Genomic DNA, 19,450 nt, shown 5'->3' with positions numbered 1-19,450 from the left:
CCACGCTGTCGTCACGTCCCGGGCACGACATCGTCAACCACATCGAAGCATGGTGCATCCTCCCCTACCGAACGGAGTGCACCCCATGGCTAATGAGAAAAATCGCCCGCCACAGCATCCGGGCCAGAACGATGCGCCGAACGACCAACGCAATCCGACGCGTGAACCCGAGACGGATGCATCGGGCGATCCGCTCGACGACTCGGGCGAAGACAATCATCAGACGAAGAAATAACGTCCTCAGGTGAGAAACGAAGTCGACAAGCGCGGCGGCGACATTCACTATGACGACCTCTACCGATCCGATGCCACGAACCGATGCGCCGAACCCTAGCCGACTTTGCGCCCTGGATCGCCATTGCCCTGGCCATCGGCGTCGCCGCAGCGTACTTCGCCCTGAACGCACCGAGCGGGCGAGAAACGTACGACGACTGCCTCGCCCGTCTCGCCACCTCCGACGACACTGACGCCACCCGTGCGCTGAATCGTGCGTCGTGTGCGAACAGGCCCCGCTCCCCGTCCGGCGCGGAAAACCCCTAGCTCCCCCTTCGCGCCCGTTTCATGGCCATGCGCCGAGCATCGGCGCATGAGCTACTTCGCATGGATACTCTTCATCGGCGTGCTGCTGGTGACCACGTCCATGGCCGCTGGCGTCATACGTCGCGGCCCTATCACGTCGTTCGCCGTCTATCTCGCCGCCGGCATAGCCGCTGGCCCCGCGCTACTGGGCGTTGCGCGCCTGTCATTCGACCATGACAACGCCGATTGGCTGCGCTCGGTGACCGAGACGGGGCTGGTGGTGTCGCTTTTCATCACCGGCCTCAAGCTCCGCGTGTCCTTCCGGCACGGCGCCTGGGTGACTGCCGCACGGCTCGCCGTGCCCGCCATGCTGCTCACCATCGGCGGCCTCACCGTGCTTGCCCACCTTGTCCTTGGCTGGTCGTGGCCTCTGGCGCTGGCGCTCGCGGCGATCCTCTCCCCCACCGATCCGGTGCTGGCCAACCTGGTCTCGGTGGACGACGCGCGCGATGACGATGCCCTCCGTGTTGCCCTTTCGGGCGAAGCCGGCCTCAACGACGGCACAGCCCTTCCCTTCCTCCTGCTGGCCCTGGGCCTGATGACGGCGCACACCGGAGACACCGACCTCTGGATCCGCTGGATCGGCATCGACGTCGCCTGGGGGTGGCTGGCCGGGGCTGGACTGGGCTTCGCCGTTGGCTGGCTGGTTGGCTACGCCGGAACCCATCTGCGCCATGTCACGAAGGACGTGGCGCCCAGCGATTTTCTGGCGCTGGGCATCATGGCGCTGGCTTATGCGGGCGCCGAGCTGCTGCACGCATCGGGCTTCCTGGCGGCCTTTGCGGCCGGTGTGGGCTTGCGCCGGGTCGAAGTGCACGTAGCCGGCAAACACTCTTCGCAGAGCGAAGACGCCGCCGCCGACGGCACGACGAATCCTGCGGAGCTGCTCGTGCGCCCCAACGAGCGCAGCACCGCCGGCAACGACCACCCCGTGCAGACCGTGGGCTGGGTGGTCTCGGATGCCCTCTCGTTCGGTGACACGATCGAGCGCCTGATCGGCGCGCTTCTGGTCTTCGTCGTGGGCGTCGCGGTGTTGCCTGTTTTCAGCGGGACGGGTGCGCTCGTTGCCCTCGTCCTTTTCGTGGGCATACGGCCGGCGTCCGTCTGGTTGTCGACGGTCGGCAACGGGCTGCCGTGGCAGCGCCGCCTGCTCCTGGGCTGGTTCGGCATCCGCGGACTCGGCAGCCTGAACTACCTTGCCTACGCCCTGACTCACGGCCTGGTGGCGCGGAACGGCGACGACCTCGCGACCGTGGTCCTGACCGTCGTCGCCCTCAGCATCTTCGTCCACGGCGTGACCACGACGCCACTCATGAACTGGCGGGCCAAAGTTCTCGAGCGCCGACGGCAGGAAACCGTCGCTACGTAGAACTACGGTAGCGGGCGACGGAAGTTTCGCGCGTACTCACGCGCATGGACGCCACGCAGCCAGGCGTCCTCTCCGGAGACTCCGCTCATGGGCAACCTCACCCCCGCGTCCGCACGGTTGGCGCCACATCGGCATAGGGCCAACTACACGCCCAGACGCGATCAGCACGTCACCTCGCCGCTCGACGACATACAGCTGAACCGGCGCGCGAACCTTCGTGGCGTCCTTATCGAACTGGACTGGCTGGGTGTTTGCTCATACGAGAACCAGGCCTCGTTTCTGGGACTGGGGAAACGCCAAGTGCTGACCGAGCTGTTACGTGGCGCCGAGATTACGCCATCCATGGCGCGCGATATGGAATGGGCGATGCAGAAGCGCAAGGGCTGGATGGACGACGATCACCGCGGGGAGTCGCTCGCCGACTGAGGACCACCGCGCCGGGTGCACGACGTCAGCTCGCGGGAACCATCTGTCCGACCACCTTGCCTTTCGCGTCGAGCATCTGCAATGACGGCGTACCGTCCGCGGCCACTTTCATCACGATACGCGGGTGACCTGCGGTGTCCGCCATGGTCAGCGCCACGCCGTCATTGCCGTCTTTGCCACCGCGGTTGAGGATCATGCGCGGCGTGGGTCGGCCACGCTCGTTGAAGAACGCTTCCAGCCTTGCGTTTCGTTGTTCCTCGGGTAAGCCCTTTGTCGATTCGAGGAACGTCACGAGTTCCATGATCGAGTAGTCGGGGTAGTCGGTGAACTGCAGCGTTGCCGTGCGCTGCTTGCCATGCTGCGCGGAACCGAGTGCCATGGTCTGGTCCTGCTCATAAGCGTCGAACGAAAGGTGCCCACTCGACTCCTTGATGCCACCGGACCCCATCTCGCCGCCGAAACTCAGGCCACCATTCTCGGTGCCTTCCGCGTTCATGAAGAGAAACCCAGCATCCTTTCGACCCGCCGGATGAGGGAATTCTTTGCCCTTGTAGTAGATGCCCGGGGATCTGCCCGCACTGGTCATCACCATCCGCAAGGTGCCGTCGGGCTCGCGCAGGTTGATGCGTTGGACGTCCAATTGATCGAGTGTCATCGTCCTTGGCGAGACGACAAATCCGCTGGCGACGGTGACGACAAAGACCGCCGTCAGCACGCCCGAGTAAATCATCAAGAAACGCTGGCCCGGTGCTTTCATCGTCCGACTCCCGTTCGAATGAAGTGTGCCCGTGTTTACCGTGGGCAAGGCTGCACTACCGATCGGGCCCGTTTCAAGTGCCGGGGGCTCGCCCCTCTCTATGGCACCGCCGCAGGAAGGACACCAAGCGTCCTCATCCATTGTTCGGCAAGCACGGGCCACCGCGTGATCGGATTCGCCGTGGGTCGAACGCCGAACGCATGGCCACCCTTGGCGTACAAATGCATCTCTGCGGGGATTTTTGCTTGCGACAGTGCCAGGTAGTAAGTCAGCGATTCCCGGATGTCGTCCGTGGCATCGTCTTCTGCCTGGACAATGAACGTCGGTGGCGCGTCAGCGGCAATTTTCACGTCCGGCATCAAGGTCAGGCCCGGAGATGTCCACAGATGCCCCGGATAAAGTGCGATGGCGAAATCCGGTCGGCTGCTCTGTCGATCGGCGGCATCGATGGGTCGATAGCTGCGCCGGGAATGATTGCTGATATCAGCGACCATGCGTCCACCCGCGGAAGAGCCAAGTACGCCGATCTTGTGCGGATCGATACCCATGGTTGCCGCCTGCTCGCGCAGCAGGCCCATCGCGCGTTGTGCATCCTGCAAGGCCATGGGTACGGAGGGGGCGCGGCGGCAGTTGCATTCATCATTCCAGTACGGGCCGGAGCCGGGCACGCGGTATTTCAGGACGACGCACGTGATGCCCTTGGCCGTAAGCCAGTCGCACACTTCCGTGCCTTCCAGGTCGATCGCCAGGACGCGATAACCGCCGCCGGGAAACACGAGTACGGCGGCACCCGTGTTCTTTGCTGTCGGGCGATAGATCGTCATCGTCGGCACGGAAACATGCTCGACCATCGTGATCGGCAGGCCCGCGATTTGCCCTTTCGACGTACCGAAGGCTTCGTCACCGGGCGTGGCGGGCGGTGCGATCTTGAGGCCCTCTGGCCAGAGCGGGGTCTGGATAGCAGGCGCCGCAGGTTGCCACGGTTTGTTTTGCTGGTTGAGAAGGTCCCCGGTACCCGTGGTCTTCGCCCCCGCCGTCGCCGATATCAGTAGTGCGATGGCCAAGCCGATCCATCCTGCCTTTCTCATGTCGTCCCCTGTGCGAATAGCGAATCCAAGAGCCATCACTGTGGCCGTGGCGGCTGGCTTTCTCAGGGCAATGAACCGACAACCTGCGGACGCGTCGACCCTTATCCGTCGAGCACTCCTGACATCAATAATCTGCGAATTCGGCAACTACTTGCGATTTGACCCTTTCCTATTTGAGAATCTGCCCACCTTAGTTCCCACCGGACGGACCCGATGAGCGATCCCTACAACTCCTATGGCTCCCAGGTGGCTCCCATGCCCGTTGAGTCGGCGGAGCCCAGGAAACCCTTCGTCGCACCCGATCCCATCGAACGGGCCGACGTGTCCGAGACCTGGAAGCGCCGTTTTCGCACGATCAGGGACGCAGGCGGCCCGGACCTGCCCAACATCAGGGCTCTCCCCTTCGGCGAACGGTTCGCGGTCACGCTCAACCTGCTCGCGTTTCTTTTCGGCCCGATCTACTTCATCGTCAAAGGGATGTACCGCCAGGCACTCGGCTATTTCATGCTGAGCCTGGTCTGCCTGTTCGTCCTCGAAATGATCGGACTGGGTCGTCACTTCCGAGCGCTAGGTGCCGGCATCTCGGCCGTCTATGGCGCACGCGCCAATGTCAGCTATTACCGATTGGTCATCGATCGCGAATCACGGTGGTTCTGAACGTTCGTGTCGACTAGAGGACGCCGGGAATCAAGGCTTTCGTCCGCGCCCGGTAAGCGGCGTAGGTTTCGCCGAAGGTCTCGCCCAGCATCCGCTCTTCCATTCTCAGCTTGCGCCAGAACGAGAGGAAGACGATCAACACGCCGAAGATGACTCGCACGTCACCCTCTTTCAGCGCAGTGCCGATGAAGGCAAGCAGGATGCCGGTGTAGATGGGATGCCGAATGTAACGATAGGGGCCGGCCTCGATCAGCTCATGATCTTCTTTGATCTGGACAACGCTGCTCCAGTTGCGCCCGAGCAGATACCTGGACCAACACGCCAGGGCGACTCCCGTCACCACGAGCAGCAGCGCGACAGCGAAAACCGGCACCGTATGCGGCACGATTCCCTCGCGAAGCCAGGTGTGGCCAAACCAATCCCCGGGCCCAAGCAAGCCGAACGCCACGACGAGTGGCAACCAGTAAAGCAATAACCGCGTCAGCCACGGTTCGCCGCGCGCGACGGATTTATTTCCCCACGCGCTGACCAGCCACCACAACAGGAGTATCAGCCACGCGATGTCCATGCCGCGTTTGAGCCAGTCTTCCGTTGTCATGTCCACTCTTCCCTGTCGATGCGTTCTGCCGAGAGCGCGGGGGTGCGGTCATACACGCCCACGAGGACGGACGCCAAGAAGTTTCCAGCTATCGCTGCTGGTACGAACAAAACCCAGCGAAGCGTGTTCCCTGCTGGCCTCTCCCAGAAACCCTGCACTACATCCATGAACATCATCTCCCCTGATGGCGCGGGCATTCTGGCTAGCGCTCGGAGGATCCGTCAATGGCCGTAGGTCACATCACCTGCCGTAAGTCATGCGCTGACGAATCCAAAGCGCCAGCGTGACGAAGAAGAAAAACAACAACGGACTCACGATGGTTTTGATTGCGATGTCATCCGCGAATCAGGCACCTGTCGACAAGCGCGGTTCACTCAGAATCGAAATTCCGCAGCCATGCCGTAAGCGTCGAAATTGACATCTTCCTTGACGCCGAACGCTTCGTACCGGGGAGCGTAGTGGTCGTAGTTGAAGCTGAGGCTGACTTGCGGATTGAAGTCGTAGCCGAAGCCAATGCCTGCGTAATAGTTGGTGTCGTAGTAGCGGTACCGGTCATGGAAGCCATCCGTGGGCAAACCATCGAGCGTGCCCGTCGAATGCACGCGAACGACGTTCCTATAGCGGGCGACACCCGCATGAGCGGTGATGAAGTACCGCCCGGGAAGTTCCCACTTCCCGTTGACGCCCAAGAGCAGGGCTTCGTTCTTCGAACCGACCCGGCTCTGACTCGTCAACGTGTGCGGCCCGACGATGTCGGTAGTCACCAGGGTGTTCTTGTATGTGAAGTGAGAGTGGTTGAGGTTCATGTAACCGCCCTCCATCCCCAGGTAGAAAGGCGCGTCGACCGTCCACCGGTAACCGCCTAACACGCCGTACGCGGAACTGCTCTTGACGTTTGAATTGGCGTGTCCAGCGTTCGCCTGGACGAAAGCGCCCTGACTGTCCGCGAAGACAGCGCTCGACGTGGAGAGTGCCGCGACGGCAGCGGCGGTGAGTAGCAGAACGTTCTTCATGAAATTCCCTGTTCCAGATCGATACCCGGCCGGCTGACCGGTTGGGCCCCTTGGGGCAGGCGCATTGTAGCTGCGGGACGACATCCGGCCTACCACCCCCTCTGGCGCAAAACAGCTCCTGAGTGTCCACGAAAAGCTGGGCTATCCAATGCCACCATCGAGTATGGTCACTCCAACTCCATGCGTTCGTCAGGGTCCATAGGTTTGCGAAAGCCAAGAACGACCCGGATCGGCATATCGCGGTCTTCCTGGCACGACGCAACGAACAGGAAGTGATAGCCGCGTTCCCAGGCGTTCAGTGCGCCAGCAAAGGGGTGAAGCTCCCATACCCACTCCCCGCGCGTTTTATGCGTCAGGTCGGGTGGCCCCAGTTTCAACTCGCAGAGTTCGCGCCAACTGGCGAAGCGAGCCTTGCACTCATCCAGAATGGCAACGAGTAGACCTTCATCGTGCTCGTCGTCTATGCCCGGCATGCGTCGTTCGAATACCACCAGCTCGTCCGAAGGGGCGGCAAGGAAGGCATCGAGTATCTCTGCATCGTTCCCCATCATGTCCACTTCCTTCCCTGTCATGCGCCGACTGACGCTTAAGGATTCTCAGTCGTTACTGCACAACGCGTCAACGGCCGTCAAAGCACCGCCACTCCGCTATATCTATTACATCTTGTCAGACGGGAGCGGAAAGAACATCGGCTTGATCTCGACCGCGAAGGGTTCATGCATGACCCACGTGGGCTCGGCCACCGTCAAACTCGGCAGCAGGAGTTCATAGGGCACGTAGATGAACCGAGCGAAGCCCGGAGCTTCCAGTTGCACCCGAAGTGCATCCTTCACTGGCGAGTTGTATCGGTCGGGTACGTTGACATCGGCAGCAAGCGCGACACCGATGACTCTCCCCTCCCCCACCGCTGAGATGAATGCACCGGCCAGCAGTTGGTAGATCTCCTGGCTTTTTGGCCTCTCGTCGCCGTCCCACCCCCCGACAGCGGCCACCTCGCCGTCAGGCGAAAGTGTCGCTCCAAACGGGAAGAACTCCCCGGAGTCCTTGAGCATGGTGTGAGCAAAGTCCATGCAGTAGGAAAGAAGCTCGTGTAGTTGATCGGGTGTTGCTGCCATGGATTTACTTCTTCGACTGGATGGCCGTGTTTTCGAGAATCGCCGTGGCACACGCAGCGGTCTTGCCACCAGGGCCGGATGAGCACATAGGCTTAGGACCCTGCACACCGACGGGAGGACGATCGTCAGCCCAGTTCGGCGACGCCGTGGCGCATGCCGAGAGACAGAACGCGACGCACAAGCAGGCAAGAAAGCGCATGGTTGACTCTCCTAAGATCCGGACTTCGACCGCCGCGCCGACAATGTCGAACTGGGCGGCTTCCTTGGTCCCCAAAGCTTCGCCTCGGGGAAGTCGCAATCATAGTTTGCCTAGCGCAGCTTGAGGCGCTTGCGTCGGCCTTCCGCACTACCCTTTCCGAAACGCTTCTTCTCGGCTTCGATGCGCCCACGGTTTCGGCGCAGCAGCCAGCTCCATCCCCCCACAGCGATGGTCGCGAGGATCACGAACGCCACTAGGGCCCCCCAGCCCGTGAGGAACAGAGGTCCTGGGCCCGTCGCGGGCATGGGATGAAGAAGAACGAAAGCCACAGGTGAGATGTCGATTCTCTGACTTTGGTGCCGGAGTGGGCATCCAGAACCTAGATAGTAGGCGGCTTCTAAGACCGAAACCTGCCGGTTACTCCCATAGTTACTCACCTGCTGACTTGCCTAGATGAGCCTAAACTAGGTTCGGGGTCGTCACTGGGGAGGGACGAACATGCACAAGGTGCTTCTTGCGGTCGTCGGATCGCTACTGCTGGCCGGGTGTGCGACAGGCGAAAAGATGCGTCGCCTCGATGCCGGTATGGACCGGCAGACCGTGGAGAAGCAGATGGGGCGTCCCGATGGCTTCAGCGAGCAGGACGGTTATCAGGTGCTCACCTACAAGAATCGCCTAATGAGCGGCTGGTCGTGGGACCTGGCTGACTATCAGGTATTGCTGAAGGACGGACGTGTCGCCCAGTACGGCTCTGGCGTGGTCCGGCAGAACCAGGCGAATACCGGTTTGGTCATCGTGGCCCCCGTCCAGTGAGGGCCCTGATAGTCGCGGCCATATCAATCTTTCTCGCCGGTTGCACCACTGCAACCCATATCTATGACGACCGTGGCGACCCCATCGTAATGGTCCAGTGCGGGTCTGGCTTGTCGTTCTCCATCTGTTACGACAGGGCCGCGAAGGAGTGCCCGAACGGCTACCGAACCGTTTCGGAGGAACCGGGGTTCAACCGAAAGACCCTAAAAGTGGAGTGCAAGCGATGAACAGGCGAATTGCCGCAGTGGGAATTGTGGCTGGGCTAATGACAGGCTGCGCAGGGGCCCCCGTGACCGTCAGAGACAAGATGCCCACCGGCTCCGACGTGGCAGTCGTCATGTTTCGGGACTGCACAATCCAAGGGCAAGAGGACTGCGACGGTTCTGGGCTGAGCGCCGGCTCCGTATTCGCCAGAGTCATCGCCTCCACGGCCGGGAAGAAGGCAGTGCCCTTGGACAGGCCAGTAGGCCCGAAGGATGCCTTATCCGACAGCGATGCAGCCGCCTACGCCAAAGGCAGGGGCTACGCCTACGTGGTCAACGGTGAGGTGCAGGATTACTACCGGGTGGCCCCGTTTACGTTTCGAAGCGAGCGAGCAGGTGTTGCGGTCCGCATCCTGAAGACCTCTGACGGCTCCGTGGTGTCGTTCTTCAACGACCGAGGCACTGCTAACAACCTGAGCAGCCCGGACTCCATCATTGAGAGCATGGCTACGAAGGTTGCCAAGGCGATGTGACCACTGCCGGATGGCGCATTCTGCACCTCACTCCCACCGACGCCCCCCGTATTCAGTAGCGGTCCGATCTTGAGTTCGGAATTAATGTAACTGTTTCGCGTAGGCGACCGCCGCGACTACGAGCGATTTGAAAGCGTTGAAGTCCAATTCTTACCCTCTCGCATGAAGTGAAATAAAAGGGTCCGCTCCGGGTCGGAAGCGGGCATGCGACATCGATGCCTTTACCGACTGAACCGCCTCCGGCTACTGGAGCATGATCGGCGAGTCCACGTGGAACCCAAGGAAGCGCCACTCGCCGTCGATTTGAATCAGCCGAATATTAAAGTCGGCGCGCCCGTTCTCGAACTCGCCGGTTTCTGTATAAGAGGCGCTGATCACCTTGCCGCTACCGGTATTGATCGCCACAAGCGACTGGCCCTTCGGTTCGCTCAAACTCTTCAGAGCGCCGAGCTTGGAGAATTTTTCGAACAGGCGATCAACCTGACTCGGTTCCTTGCCAAGAATTTCAATCAGCTGCGGTGACGCACGCTTCAGAAGCTCATCTTTTGACCAGGTAGCGACGACCGGCTTCACGTTTGCTTCGACATAGGCCTTACTAGACGAGTCGAGGCGAGTGCCTTGGTAAATGCCCATACCCACGAATGCGGCGATGATCAAGACCAGCACCAAAAAGATCCCGCCAAGGATCTGGAAGAACTTCTTCATATTTCCCCTTTATCGGCCAGCAACGTGCGCCGAGCCATGTTGGCTACCCTAGGCTGATAGTGGCTGCTTCGGGTCGAAGCGGACATCACCAGCATCGCAATCTCTGCGAAGCATAGTGAAACCGTTGGTTCAACGGGTGGCGGCTGGTCATAAGGCCACCTAGGAAAGGGCAAGTTCTAACATTGGACCTAGCGGATGGCGGGAACCTGGGGGAACAAAGCAGGGACGGATCGTCGACACGACGATTCCTCCATAGAAGCGCCTGCGGAAGAACCGAGCAGGATGAGCTGAAGGTTTTCCGCGGTGGGGGTGCCCCGCCCCCCGGAATCCAACCATTTATCGTAACCGAACCTACCAGAACGACGAGAAAGGCCGTCAGCTCATCTTCTACAGAGGTTCTCATATCAGCTTTGGCTCGTTTGTTGGTGTTCCTTCCGGCGTTCGGCCTGGCTCGGCGGAAAGCTCCCATCTGACGTCGAAAGCTATATTCGATAGCAAACGGCAACGATCGCATCTGAAGTCGAATAGGTCGTGAAGTCGTGACGTGAGGCGCCAATCATTTCCGCAGCCAGGGCACCGCCGTTCAAGTTCAGTCTGAAGGCTCTCGCTCTCACCACTGAATAGGTAATAGTAGAAGGGGCGATTGCTGGTGGTGGCGAGTGTCTGGCAGTGCGCCAACCCGATTTTATTCAAGCTACTGTCAATGCTTGAAAGCTCTCGCGTCGCCTCCTGCTCTAGAACGCTGCAATTCATTTGAAGCTGATCGCAGGACTGATAGTCTGATTGCCACGTTACAAGCTCGTGGAACTCCCCACTTGCCATGACTTCCATGTGATACAACGCTATCGGGCCGAAGCAATCCATGCATCGAATCGGTGATTCTAAAGCGGTGTAGCTCGTGAACAGCACATAGGCGCTCGGGCGATGGCACTGACATGAGGGTAAGGATTCGGCATCCTCACCAAGCACTTCCAATGTAATGAGCAGTCCTTCAGCTTCGCAGTGCGCCATCGCCGCGGTGACATACTTGCCATTGAAGCGGGCATCGAACGACCGCTCTTCGGGAGAAAGCACGATCGCCGAAACGATTTCTCCTTCAGCTACGATCGGCCATTCGCGTCCACAGATCTGTCCATTCATACGGTATGCCGCGAGCATCGTTACAAGCAGATCCACGCCGGATTCCCTGCTGCATTTGTCCGGCTTCGTACTTGTGACAGAGACTCGATTTACGTACACGGGAACCCCCTGACTGATCCTATGCCCGGCCTGCACTAAGGCCGCTTTGGGTCGATAGCGGACATCTTTGTGCAAGCGAATTCTAAGCGGAGCGCGCCGTCACTCGTTTCACGCGCCCCCATGCCTTCGTGCCGCCCTCCCAAACCTCGAACATCTTGCCCGCTTCGAACATTGGAAGCGCTATGTCGCCCATTAGTAGCCATACGTTCGCTTCGAAGGTCGCCCCAGGAGCTGGCGCCTCCTCGAACCTAAGTATCGCAGACCAGTGTTCACCATCTATACCCAGCACGGTGCGCCACTCGCCACGGGGCAACGCGATCTTGCGCCCCCCTGCTTCGGTAGGAAGAAGTTTAATTTCAGCGATGAAATCGGGCGATTCTCTTCCAACCACGATCAGATCCTCCTGAAACTCGGCCTTTGACGATGGGTGGCAAAAGCAGCCTGAGCGTTTGCTCATTTCAGTGCCGAAGCGCATCGAGAACTGCAGCCACCGTCCTGGACGCCTTGTCGGAACACAGTCTTGGGTTGTCGACTTCGACGGTAACAACCTGACCTTGCACAACCGCGTCCACCAGGTCCGATTCGCCATCCATAACACCGCACGACGCAGCTTTTCCGTTGTAAGCCTTCAACACCTCAATGAGCTTCTTCAGGCCGGCCAGATCGAACACCGGTTTCTCGACTTCTAAACCGGCCGTTTTGACGACCAAGGTTCCTTGATGATGAGTTGATTCGCTTGCGAATGAGCGTTGCTTGCCGTTAGACACAATAAATCCAGCGACCCTGCCGGACATGTAGTCGCGGGTCCAGACGCGGAGCTCAAAGCCTGTTGTCGACCTTAACGGTGCAAGGCCAGCAGCACGCGCGTATTCGCTCGCCGCGGGTTTGAGATCGCCCGCAAAGAAGTTGGAAGGCCTACCCGCAGCAGCAAAGGAAACGAACGCGAGCAATAGAAACGCGAGACACTTCATTGACCAAGCTCCTCAGAACCCATCCAAACGTGTAGAAATCCTGACAAGGTAAGCCGCTCAAACCGACGCGCCCAAGTCCACTTCGGGTCAGAAGCAGACCTAATGCGTGTCGATCATATGACGGTCTGCAATAGCCCAGTGTCGGCCTGCGTACCAGACGTGAACAAAGCCAGAGAACGCGCGCACTTCCAGGCCCGGAACAGGAAGCCATGATTCGATGGGCAGCTCGCGAGCCCAAGCAACCCGGTCTTCCTGCACTGCAATTGGACATTCCGCCGAGCATTTAGGGCACGAAAAGTGTAATACCGAGGCCTCTGTTGATGAGATTGCGCAACTATCGAGAAGCACATCGACCCCATGCGGTGTTCCGCAGTTCAAACATTCGACTGACGTGACCATCTGCCCGCACCCTCCTTTGGCTTCTGGGTTATACGTGTCCGTACATGGTCTGCTACGCCGCGAAAGCTGACCTACCCAGCATCGCAGCCTCTGCGAACACGAGCAAGATTGAGCCCCGACAACCTGGATACGCGCCCGAACCCGGGCGGTGCGCTTCCGGTGCGGCGCTTCTTGGGGGATGGTGCTGCTTGGTTTCTTATCTTCACTCGTCTTACGTCTTAACAGACATAGCCGGACGAGAGATCGAGGGGGAAACAGCCTAAGCCTATGGTGCCCGGAGTGGGACTCGAAACTATTGTAGGAACCCATGGGCGACAATGCCGTTCAACCATTAACGTCGGATCTTACTCACACCATTACTCACAAATGCCGGTGATTAAGCGGATGAGTCCCTTTGCCGCCTTTTCTGCGGCCCGGCCCGATGCTTCTTACGCCACTCCAGAACCTCGCGGGCAATCCACGAGGCTGGCCGAACAGACAGCCGTGCCGGGAAGTCTGGCTTACAGGCGATCCGCTCGAGCACCTGGCGGCCGGTGCACCCCAAGAGCTACCCGACCTCGTCGGCAGTCAGGGCCAGTTCTTCGAACGGTATCCTGCCCTCGATCGTCATCCCAAGGCCTCCGCGGACGTGGTTGGAATGGCAAGAGATTTAAGTCCCTTGCAAGAATCAGCTAAATCACACGGATGCGAACCATAATTTTACGGCTGCTTTGCAGATAGACCATTGATTAGCATAGGATGCGAGGCACAATTTTACGGGGCTGACAGCCCGCAACGGAGGCGGCATGCAAGTCTTTATAAGCTGGTCAGGCGAGCGAAGCCAGCGGGTCGCCGAGTTGCTCGCGGACTGGATCAAGGTCGTGGTCCAAGCGTCGAAACCATGGGTTTCCACAGAGCTTGATCGTGGCTCGAACTGGGTTGGGGAGATCAGCACCGCGCTCAGCTCCACGAATGTCGGGGTGCTGTGTGTCACGGCGGCGAATAAAAATGCGCCTTGGCTCCTGTTCGAGGCCGGCGCGCTTGCCAAGGGGTTAGCGAAGTCTCGGGTAATTCCCCTGCTCATTGATCTTCAGCCAACCGATTTGGGGATGCCACTCAGCCAATTTAACGCAACCTCTTGCACACGCGAAGGAATAGCGCAGCTCGTTCACACGGTCAATCGTGCGACGGACGAGCCCCTGCCCCAGGAGATCGTGGAAACGTCGATCGCCGCGCACTGGGCGCGATTTGAAACTCGACTGTCGGGAATTCTCGCCACGACAGAGTCTCCAGAACCGGTCATTCCAAGGTCGGACGGCGACAAGCTCGACGAGGTCTTGAGCCTCGTACACGGCCTGTCCGGCCGCATCCAAAGGCTTGAGAAGGATCAGGTCACACCGAGCGCCCAGGCGCTCGCGAAGGCGCTTTTGATCCATCAGAGCGTTCCGGCTGATCCCCAGATTTACCTGTCTGACTTGGCTTATGCAAACCAAGCTCGGCACTTGTATCCGCGTTCGATCTCACCGGGGGGCGCCATGATGGGCGGTAGCGTCGCTGACGGGACTGACGCAATCCCTTCGGGCGACGGCCAAACCTAGCCGTTAGATCCCTTGACTGTTAATCAGGGGGGCGTTGGTTCGAGTCCAACTTCGGACGTGGTCGGCCGGGAGCGCCAGATCGCGCCTCACGCTGGATCGAAATACAGCGACCAGTCGCAAGTATCGCGAATCGAACCCGCGTCGTCGTCGGCATCGTCAATCATCGATGTATCGGTGTGTATGTGTTCTGCTCGGAACTCGAGCTGCCACTGGGTGTTCACCTTGAAGATTGTTCGATCAGAAGTTTTCGTCGTCGTGCCCTTGCAGCTCCTGCTGACCCCACACATGCCAACCCCATCGAGATCCAGTCTTTTCGACGACTCATCTATGGTCCCGTTTAGCGGATCCCCAAATTCGCCGGCAAGGCGTGCTTTGAAATTGGCGAGCCCCGTGCCACGGCACTCCAAGGCAACTTCTTCCCCCGAAACACCGACAATCGCCTGGTTGCGCCTATAGGTCCAGCTGTCGGCGACTTGGCTCAAAAATGTCGCCCTGGTAATCCTCCCGCTAACAACTTGTTCGTCGACGCGCCAGACATGACCGCCGACGGTCGCGGTGTAGGTCAATAGCAGACCATTGTCGTTCTTCGCCCAGTGAAAAGGCATCGGTCGCGGCTTTGGAATACCGTCGCCAGGCTTGATCTCTAACGCAGCGATCCAGTCATTCTCTGGCCATGCAAGGCGAGCAGCCGGCGCGGGTGGTGCTATTACGGTGTCGTCTTTGAGCCACGGTAATGGGACGCATGTTCCGATATCCGGGACGGCTTTTAGCGATCCCAAGACCGCGAACAACAAGCCTATGGCGCCTACAACGCAGCTTCTTTTCGGAGTGAACTTGGATAGCCCGCTAGTACCAACATTAATTCCCCCTCCGATAGCCGCCAACAAGAGGACGACGAATCCGAGCGCTTGAAGCCATGCATTGATCGACATGCAGCTGACTGTCATCGTCGCCCCCTATGGAGTCGAACCGAGCCGTCGCGAAGTGAAATAACCAGGTCGCCGGTTATAAATCTAACCCTCGCTGCTGGTGGCGTCCAGCAAGCGCAAGCCTGTGCGCGCTCCGCTGGTCGCGACCGTTGAGATCGAGTGGCGAGAAAAGCGCCAAATGGACTCCTTCCGACGTATCTCCCGCGCAGCTCGCGACCAGCGCTAGGCGCTGACGCGACGCTCTTCCGATGGTGGCCGAGGCTTTCGGTTCTGTGAGCGCCATCGTGAGCGCTACCCCATCGGCGCACCCTGCCCCGTCTTCATGCCTCCCACGTCCAGCACTCGCCGCGCGAGACCGCGGTGATGCCTTTCCAAGGGCGGCGCGAACGCTACCAGTCACGCCAGAACCTGGCCGCCGAGGCATGGTGTTTAAAGCACCAGCGCTACTATCGAACCCACATGAAGATGGGATGCCGGATTGTGCCTACCGGTGGCTGCCCGCAGTGCGCGATCAGCCTGCACGACTATTTGCACGAAAGCCGGCGTACTCAACCTCCCCTGACCTGAAGGAATGCGCGAAGTCACCGGGATCGAATTCTCGTTCGTTTGGGTGGGACGTAGGAGGCGTAGAAGGCGGCGTAGCGGGCTTGTTCCTCGGCGGTCGGCTTTGCGTAGCCGCCGGCGGCGCTTGGCCCTACTCCTGGTGTCGCGGCGAGTCTGCCCAAATGCGCGAGGCGCCGGCCAGCGAATCGCTCGACCCATGCCCTGCCCTTGGCCTGGCTTGGCACGGAGGCTCGGCCCTTGGGGTCCACTTAGCGCCTGATTGGCGGTTATCTAGCGGCGGTTCAAGACAGCAGACTTACTTGATTAATCCCTCAACATATCCGCGCATGATGATGTACGGGCGCATGATTGGACTGACAAACCGGTAACGGAATCGCTTGGTGGTTCCAACCCGGGTCAGCATCTCAGCTCGCTCAACCTGTCCGAACTCCTTCAGATGACGTGCAAAATTAGGGATATCAATCGTTCGACCTAGGATATTACTCAACGGCGACCTGACCGCAGCCGCAGTGAAATATCCAGCTTCATCAACTTCTGCCAAAGCGCATGCAAGCAGCACTTCTTTGAAGATGTTTCCCGGCTGCGGGCTTTTGACGGCGTCGTAGTACGAAGATTTGATGGACTGTTGCCATTGATCGAGCGAGTCGGTAACGCCCCTATCGACGTGATCGCGGTTCACCTCCATGGACTCGTTAGTCAGCGCAGCGCGTGTACTGTGAAGTGCCAGCAGGTGCGTGATGTAAGGCAGACCTTGGGACAGAGCGACGATGTGAGCCAAGCCACCTGCCGATATCGTCATGCCAAGCCGCGTTAGGCCGTTGGACACGATCTGCGCGATCTCCTCGGTAGACATTCGTGGCATCGGAACCTGTACCAAGTTTCGCTCAATGGACAGATGCCCTTCCACTAGCTGATCGACCGATTCAGCTACTCCAATCAGTAGCAACGATGCTGCGACGGCGTTGTCGGAGAGGGATTTAATAGTGTCCGAAATTAGTACAGCTACCTGACGATCCGCTATACGATCGTACTCGTCGAGAATGATCAGCGTAGGCGTCTGTGAGCTCAGATCGAAAAGTAGCCGACGCACATCGTCAGGCTGTACGACGCTGGGAAGCGAAGACGCCACCGGAATTACTTGCTGAGTGGGTGTGCCGGTAAAGCCCGCAGGTGTCGAGTGGTGGGTGTATGTGATATCGCGGAACGCCTTGTGCCAAATGGAACTGAAGGTATCGCCCGCGTCACAGTTGACCTTTGCCACTAGGTAATTCTGCGTCACCCGCAGGTGGCCAGTAAGGATATTCGCCAGAGAGGTTTTGCCGACACCACGCTCTCCGAAAAGCACTCCGTGATAGCCACGCTGGGACACGGCCGTCAGGATCCGATTCAAGACATTCACGCGGCCGGAAAAAAGGTCCCGTTCGTTCACTGGCGACCCAGGGGTGAAGACCGATCCGGCGTTGAACCAAAGAGCATTTAAAGCTTGGGCGTCCATGTGCTACCTCCGACTTGTTAAGCGAAGGCTAATAGCATTTAACAAATTCCGTCAAGTGGCCACTTGATACACTCGCATGACTCATAGGATTCGCGCTTTCGCCCTCCTTAGCCAAAAGTCACGACCGATCCTCAATGCCCTTGGGTTTCCGCGGCTTTAAACCCTCGGGCGGCATGATCTGACGACCTTTCGCAGGCGCGATACGCCGGTGGTTGACCTCAGCCCAGCACTCGACGAATTTCCGAGCAATGGCCTCAGTCGCCACCATGGCGCCTACCGAATGATGGGACTGGCCGTCGGGAAATACGCCAACTCGCCACTTCCCATCGGGCATGTTCTTGACGAGGGCGAACGTGGCGCCGTTCCACTCGGCGAAGGTGGCGGCCCCGGGGGTGCTTGGCGGTTTCCAGTTGGGCGACATCGAAGCAGGATATCGGTCGACAGTCTCAGAGCGTGATTGGCTGAACCAGCTCGGGACCCTTGTTCCTGGGCGAGCCAACTGCCTTGGATACTGGGTAATAGACGAGCTCGGCCTCAGGGGCCGCTACCAGCGTTGCACTGGCCTCGTCGGGCATGCCATCGCACCACACCGCCCATAGGTCGGGCGGCAGGATCACGGGCTGCCGGTCGTGGATATCGCCGGAGACCTTCCCAGGCTCACCGGTGACGATGGTGAGGGTCTTGACCCATTACTCGCCCTCGGCGGGACGCCAGGCTTCCCACAGGCCGGCGAACATAAGCAGGTCGCCGACCTGGTCGCGGATGAAGTACGGCTGCTTGCCGCCCTCTTTCACGCGCCACTCGAAGTAGCCGGAGGCCGGCACCAAGCAGCGGCGTTTCTTGAAGGCTGCACGGAAGGCCGGCTTGGTGGCCACGGTCTCGGCGCGGGCATTGATCGTCTTCGCGCCGATCTTCGCGTCCTTGGCCCATATGGGGATCAGGCCCCACCGAAGCGGCTTGATCTCGTAGCCCTGATCGCCGCTGGCCATGACCAGCGCCTTCTGGGTCGGCGCAATGTTGAACAGATCTTCCCGCTGATTGATCTCGCTGACGACATCCAGCTCGAGCTGGTCCAGCACCGTCTTAGCCTCGCGGCTCAGCGATACAGGTCCGAATGTGGCGTAGCGTCCGCACATGGACTGATCGTCAGCGCGTGGCCGTCACCTCAAGGTGAAGCCACCTCGACCATGCCGATCAGCTTGGAGCGTCCGGTAAAGATTCGCCGCGACAGGCTCCGCGAAACTCACCGCGCAACGATCTCGCATGTGCAGCGGCGGCTCATCATCGGCTACAACCGCGCCGCTCGCTTGGTGGAGCGGATGGAAGTCGAAGGCGTGATCAGCAAACCCAACGTTCAAGGCATGCGCACCGTGCTTCCGGTCGTGGCGTGACCATGGCCGTCGCGCAGACCGACTGCTGGCCGGACGGCGTCTTCGACGTCGTCGCTACCGGGCGCCGCGAGTTCTGGCGCGACGGCCGCCTCTGCCGCTACGCCCGAAAAAACACCGTTGGCCTACCGAGCCCGTGCTTTAGCGAGATGAAGAACCCCTGGGGCCATTACCCCGACCTGCCGGCGGTTGCCGCCAAGGAAGCAGCGTGACCTCACCAGCCAGCCAGCAGTCTGGGCGAAAGCTCAACGTAAACCTCGGAAGCCTTCGCCCGAATCTGCGTAACAGACGCGTTGATCCATCCGTCTCGCGCGTGCGCATCGGGGTGATCCACGTTCTCCAGGGAAGCTCGCTCGTCGAGGGCTTTTGTCACGTCGATTATCAACGCGAAAAGCTTACGCACATCTCTACCGGATGCGCCGAGTTCATGCAGCCGCGTCATGTACGCTCGCATCGTGTCGGTCAGCCGTATCTGACCCGATACAAGCTCATCAGCAGGATTTTGAGCTTGCAAACCGAAATCGAGAAAATATCCAAGCGTCGATTCTATCCAGAACATGTCTTCGAGCACGGCCAATGCGAGGCTCGCCGCTCTTGCATCATCGATAGCTTCCGTCCGGCTTCTCTCATCGCTAAGCTCCTTTTTTCGGTCGGCTCTCTGACCTCTCGCGATTACAATCGCAACTCCAGAAGCAATCAGAGCAATCAGCGCGCTGGCGAGCGTTCCTGCTGCAGACGCCTTCGTCCAAGCATCGGTCGGAGGCGGACTGGCTTGCATCGCCCATGTGAAAAAAAGGAGAGGCATAACGGGCAGTCCTATGGTCGAGGCGGGC

Annotated in this window: 23 protein-coding genes and 2 pseudogenes; 10 read left to right on the top strand and 15 right to left on the bottom strand. The window is 59.7% G+C overall.

The genetic code is table 11. The features are described from left to right. Positions 1-85: 85 nt before the first annotated feature. The 4 genes from HB634_RS06445 (at position 86) to HB634_RS06430 (ending at position 2,374) form a co-directional block, all read left to right on the top strand. On the top strand, positions 86-235 hold the full coding sequence (locus tag HB634_RS06445; RefSeq protein ID WP_213947987.1) for a hypothetical protein: 150 nt from the start codon (positions 86-88) through the stop codon (positions 233-235). A gap of 83 nt (positions 236-318) precedes the next feature. Next, complete coding sequence (locus HB634_RS06440) at positions 319-540, top strand: hypothetical protein (protein WP_213947986.1); 222 nt, start codon at positions 319-321, stop codon at positions 538-540. A gap of 46 nt (positions 541-586) precedes the next feature. Next, positions 587-1,948 carry a cation:proton antiporter gene (locus tag HB634_RS06435; RefSeq protein WP_213947985.1) on the top strand — a complete coding sequence of 454 codons (1,362 nt, stop codon included), beginning with the start codon at positions 587-589 and terminating at the stop codon, positions 1,946-1,948. Between the two features lie 87 nt (positions 1,949-2,035). Next, positions 2,036-2,374, top strand: coding sequence for a hypothetical protein (locus HB634_RS06430; RefSeq protein WP_063572350.1), 339 nt, complete (start codon positions 2,036-2,038; stop codon positions 2,372-2,374). 25 nt (positions 2,375-2,399) lie between these two features. On the opposite strand, the gene HB634_RS06425 is transcribed toward HB634_RS06430, so the two are convergent. Together HB634_RS06425 and HB634_RS06420 are read right to left on the bottom strand one after the other, a co-directional pair. Further along, positions 2,400-3,131 (bottom strand): hypothetical protein, encoded by a 732-nt coding sequence (locus HB634_RS06425; protein WP_213947984.1) that lies wholly within the window; start codon positions 3,129-3,131, stop codon positions 2,400-2,402. Positions 3,132-3,229: 98 nt separating this feature from the next. Further along, entirely contained in the window at positions 3,230-4,195 is a 966-nt protein-coding gene (locus HB634_RS06420) for an alpha/beta hydrolase (protein ID WP_255548409.1), read from the bottom strand. Between the two features lie 237 nt (positions 4,196-4,432). On the opposite strand from HB634_RS06420, the gene HB634_RS06415 reads away from it, so the two are divergent. After that, positions 4,433-4,876 (top strand): DUF2628 domain-containing protein, encoded by a 444-nt coding sequence (locus HB634_RS06415; protein WP_213947982.1) that lies wholly within the window; start codon positions 4,433-4,435, stop codon positions 4,874-4,876. Positions 4,877-4,889: 13 nt separating this feature from the next. Here the strand turns inward: HB634_RS06415 and HB634_RS06410 are convergent, their stop codons facing one another. The 4 genes from HB634_RS06410 to HB634_RS06395 all read right to left on the bottom strand — a co-directional run bounded on the left by HB634_RS06410 (position 4,890) and on the right by HB634_RS06395 (position 7,602). After that, positions 4,890-5,474 carry an isoprenylcysteine carboxylmethyltransferase family protein gene (locus HB634_RS06410; RefSeq protein WP_213947981.1) on the bottom strand — a complete coding sequence of 195 codons (585 nt, stop codon included), beginning with the start codon at positions 5,472-5,474 and terminating at the stop codon, positions 4,890-4,892. 374 nt (positions 5,475-5,848) lie between these two features. Next, complete coding sequence (locus tag HB634_RS06405) at positions 5,849-6,487, bottom strand: outer membrane beta-barrel protein (RefSeq protein ID WP_213947980.1); 639 nt, start codon at positions 6,485-6,487, stop codon at positions 5,849-5,851. A gap of 167 nt (positions 6,488-6,654) precedes the next feature. Further along, on the bottom strand, positions 6,655-7,038 hold the full coding sequence (locus HB634_RS06400) for a hypothetical protein (RefSeq protein WP_213947979.1): 384 nt from the start codon (positions 7,036-7,038) through the stop codon (positions 6,655-6,657). A 105-nt stretch (positions 7,039-7,143) separates the two neighbouring features. Next, positions 7,144-7,602, bottom strand: a complete 459-nt coding sequence (locus HB634_RS06395) for a hypothetical protein (protein ID WP_213947978.1) — start codon at positions 7,600-7,602, stop codon at positions 7,144-7,146. Positions 7,603-8,299: 697 nt separating this feature from the next. Between HB634_RS06395 and HB634_RS06390 the strand changes: the two genes are divergently transcribed. Further along, entirely contained in the window at positions 8,300-8,614 is a 315-nt protein-coding gene (locus HB634_RS06390) for a hypothetical protein (RefSeq protein WP_213947977.1), read from the top strand. Between the two features lie 289 nt (positions 8,615-8,903). Beyond that, positions 8,904-9,350: a hypothetical protein gene (locus tag HB634_RS06385; protein WP_213947976.1), complete on the top strand. Its 447-nt coding sequence runs from the start codon at positions 8,904-8,906 to the stop codon at positions 9,348-9,350. Between the two features lie 243 nt (positions 9,351-9,593). On the opposite strand, the gene HB634_RS06380 is transcribed toward HB634_RS06385, so the two are convergent. The 4 genes from HB634_RS06380 to HB634_RS06365 all read right to left on the bottom strand — a co-directional run bounded on the left by HB634_RS06380 (position 9,594) and on the right by HB634_RS06365 (position 12,265). Then, positions 9,594-10,055 (bottom strand): hypothetical protein, encoded by a 462-nt coding sequence (locus HB634_RS06380; protein ID WP_213947975.1) that lies wholly within the window; start codon positions 10,053-10,055, stop codon positions 9,594-9,596. A gap of 399 nt (positions 10,056-10,454) precedes the next feature. After that, positions 10,455-11,294, bottom strand: coding sequence for a DUF2310 family Zn-ribbon-containing protein (locus HB634_RS06375; protein ID WP_213947974.1), 840 nt, complete (start codon positions 11,292-11,294; stop codon positions 10,455-10,457). Positions 11,295-11,376: 82 nt separating this feature from the next. Continuing rightward, a complete protein-coding gene (locus HB634_RS06370; protein WP_255548407.1) occupies positions 11,377-11,769 on the bottom strand; it encodes a hypothetical protein in 393 nt (130 codons plus the stop codon). Further along, entirely contained in the window at positions 11,753-12,265 is a 513-nt protein-coding gene (locus tag HB634_RS06365; protein WP_213947973.1) for a hypothetical protein, read from the bottom strand. Before HB634_RS06365 ends, HB634_RS06370 begins: the two co-directional genes overlap by 17 nt. Before the next feature lie 1,184 nt (positions 12,266-13,449). Here HB634_RS06365 and HB634_RS06360 point away from each other — a divergent pair. After that, positions 13,450-14,241, top strand: coding sequence for a toll/interleukin-1 receptor domain-containing protein (locus HB634_RS06360; protein WP_213947972.1), 792 nt, complete (start codon positions 13,450-13,452; stop codon positions 14,239-14,241). Between the two features lie 86 nt (positions 14,242-14,327). Here HB634_RS06360 and HB634_RS06355 read toward each other — a convergent pair whose 3' ends face one another. The 4 genes and pseudogenes from HB634_RS06355 to HB634_RS22825 form a co-directional block, all read right to left on the bottom strand. Then, complete coding sequence (locus HB634_RS06355; protein WP_213947971.1) at positions 14,328-15,173, bottom strand: hypothetical protein; 846 nt, start codon at positions 15,171-15,173, stop codon at positions 14,328-14,330. Positions 15,174-16,029: 856 nt separating this feature from the next. Next, entirely contained in the window at positions 16,030-17,229 is a 1,200-nt protein-coding gene (locus tag HB634_RS06350; RefSeq protein WP_213947970.1) for an ATP-binding protein, read from the bottom strand. Between the two features lie 118 nt (positions 17,230-17,347). Then, a complete protein-coding gene (locus tag HB634_RS06345) occupies positions 17,348-17,650 on the bottom strand; it encodes a hypothetical protein (RefSeq protein WP_213947969.1) in 303 nt (100 codons plus the stop codon). 25 nt (positions 17,651-17,675) lie between these two features. Continuing rightward, positions 17,676-18,365 (bottom strand): annotated as a pseudogene (locus tag HB634_RS22825) (SOS response-associated peptidase). Between the two features lie 96 nt (positions 18,366-18,461). Between HB634_RS22825 and HB634_RS06330 the strand changes: the two are divergent. Both HB634_RS06330 and HB634_RS06325 read left to right on the top strand, forming a co-directional pair. Then, positions 18,462-18,620 (top strand): annotated as a pseudogene (locus HB634_RS06330) (DNA translocase FtsK); the annotation flags it as partial. Between the two features lie 2 nt (positions 18,621-18,622). Beyond that, entirely contained in the window at positions 18,623-18,829 is a 207-nt protein-coding gene (locus tag HB634_RS06325) for a hypothetical protein (RefSeq protein WP_213947966.1), read from the top strand. Positions 18,830-18,831: 2 nt separating this feature from the next. On the opposite strand, the gene HB634_RS06320 is transcribed toward HB634_RS06325, so the two are convergent. After that, a complete protein-coding gene (locus HB634_RS06320; protein ID WP_213947965.1) occupies positions 18,832-19,422 on the bottom strand; it encodes a hypothetical protein in 591 nt (196 codons plus the stop codon). Positions 19,423-19,450 lie beyond the last annotated feature (28 nt).

The organism is Luteibacter sp. dw_328, assembly GCF_018449605.1.
Classification (GTDB): domain Bacteria; phylum Pseudomonadota; class Gammaproteobacteria; order Xanthomonadales; family Rhodanobacteraceae; genus Luteibacter.
This window is presented reverse-complemented; position numbering and strand designations above follow the sequence as displayed.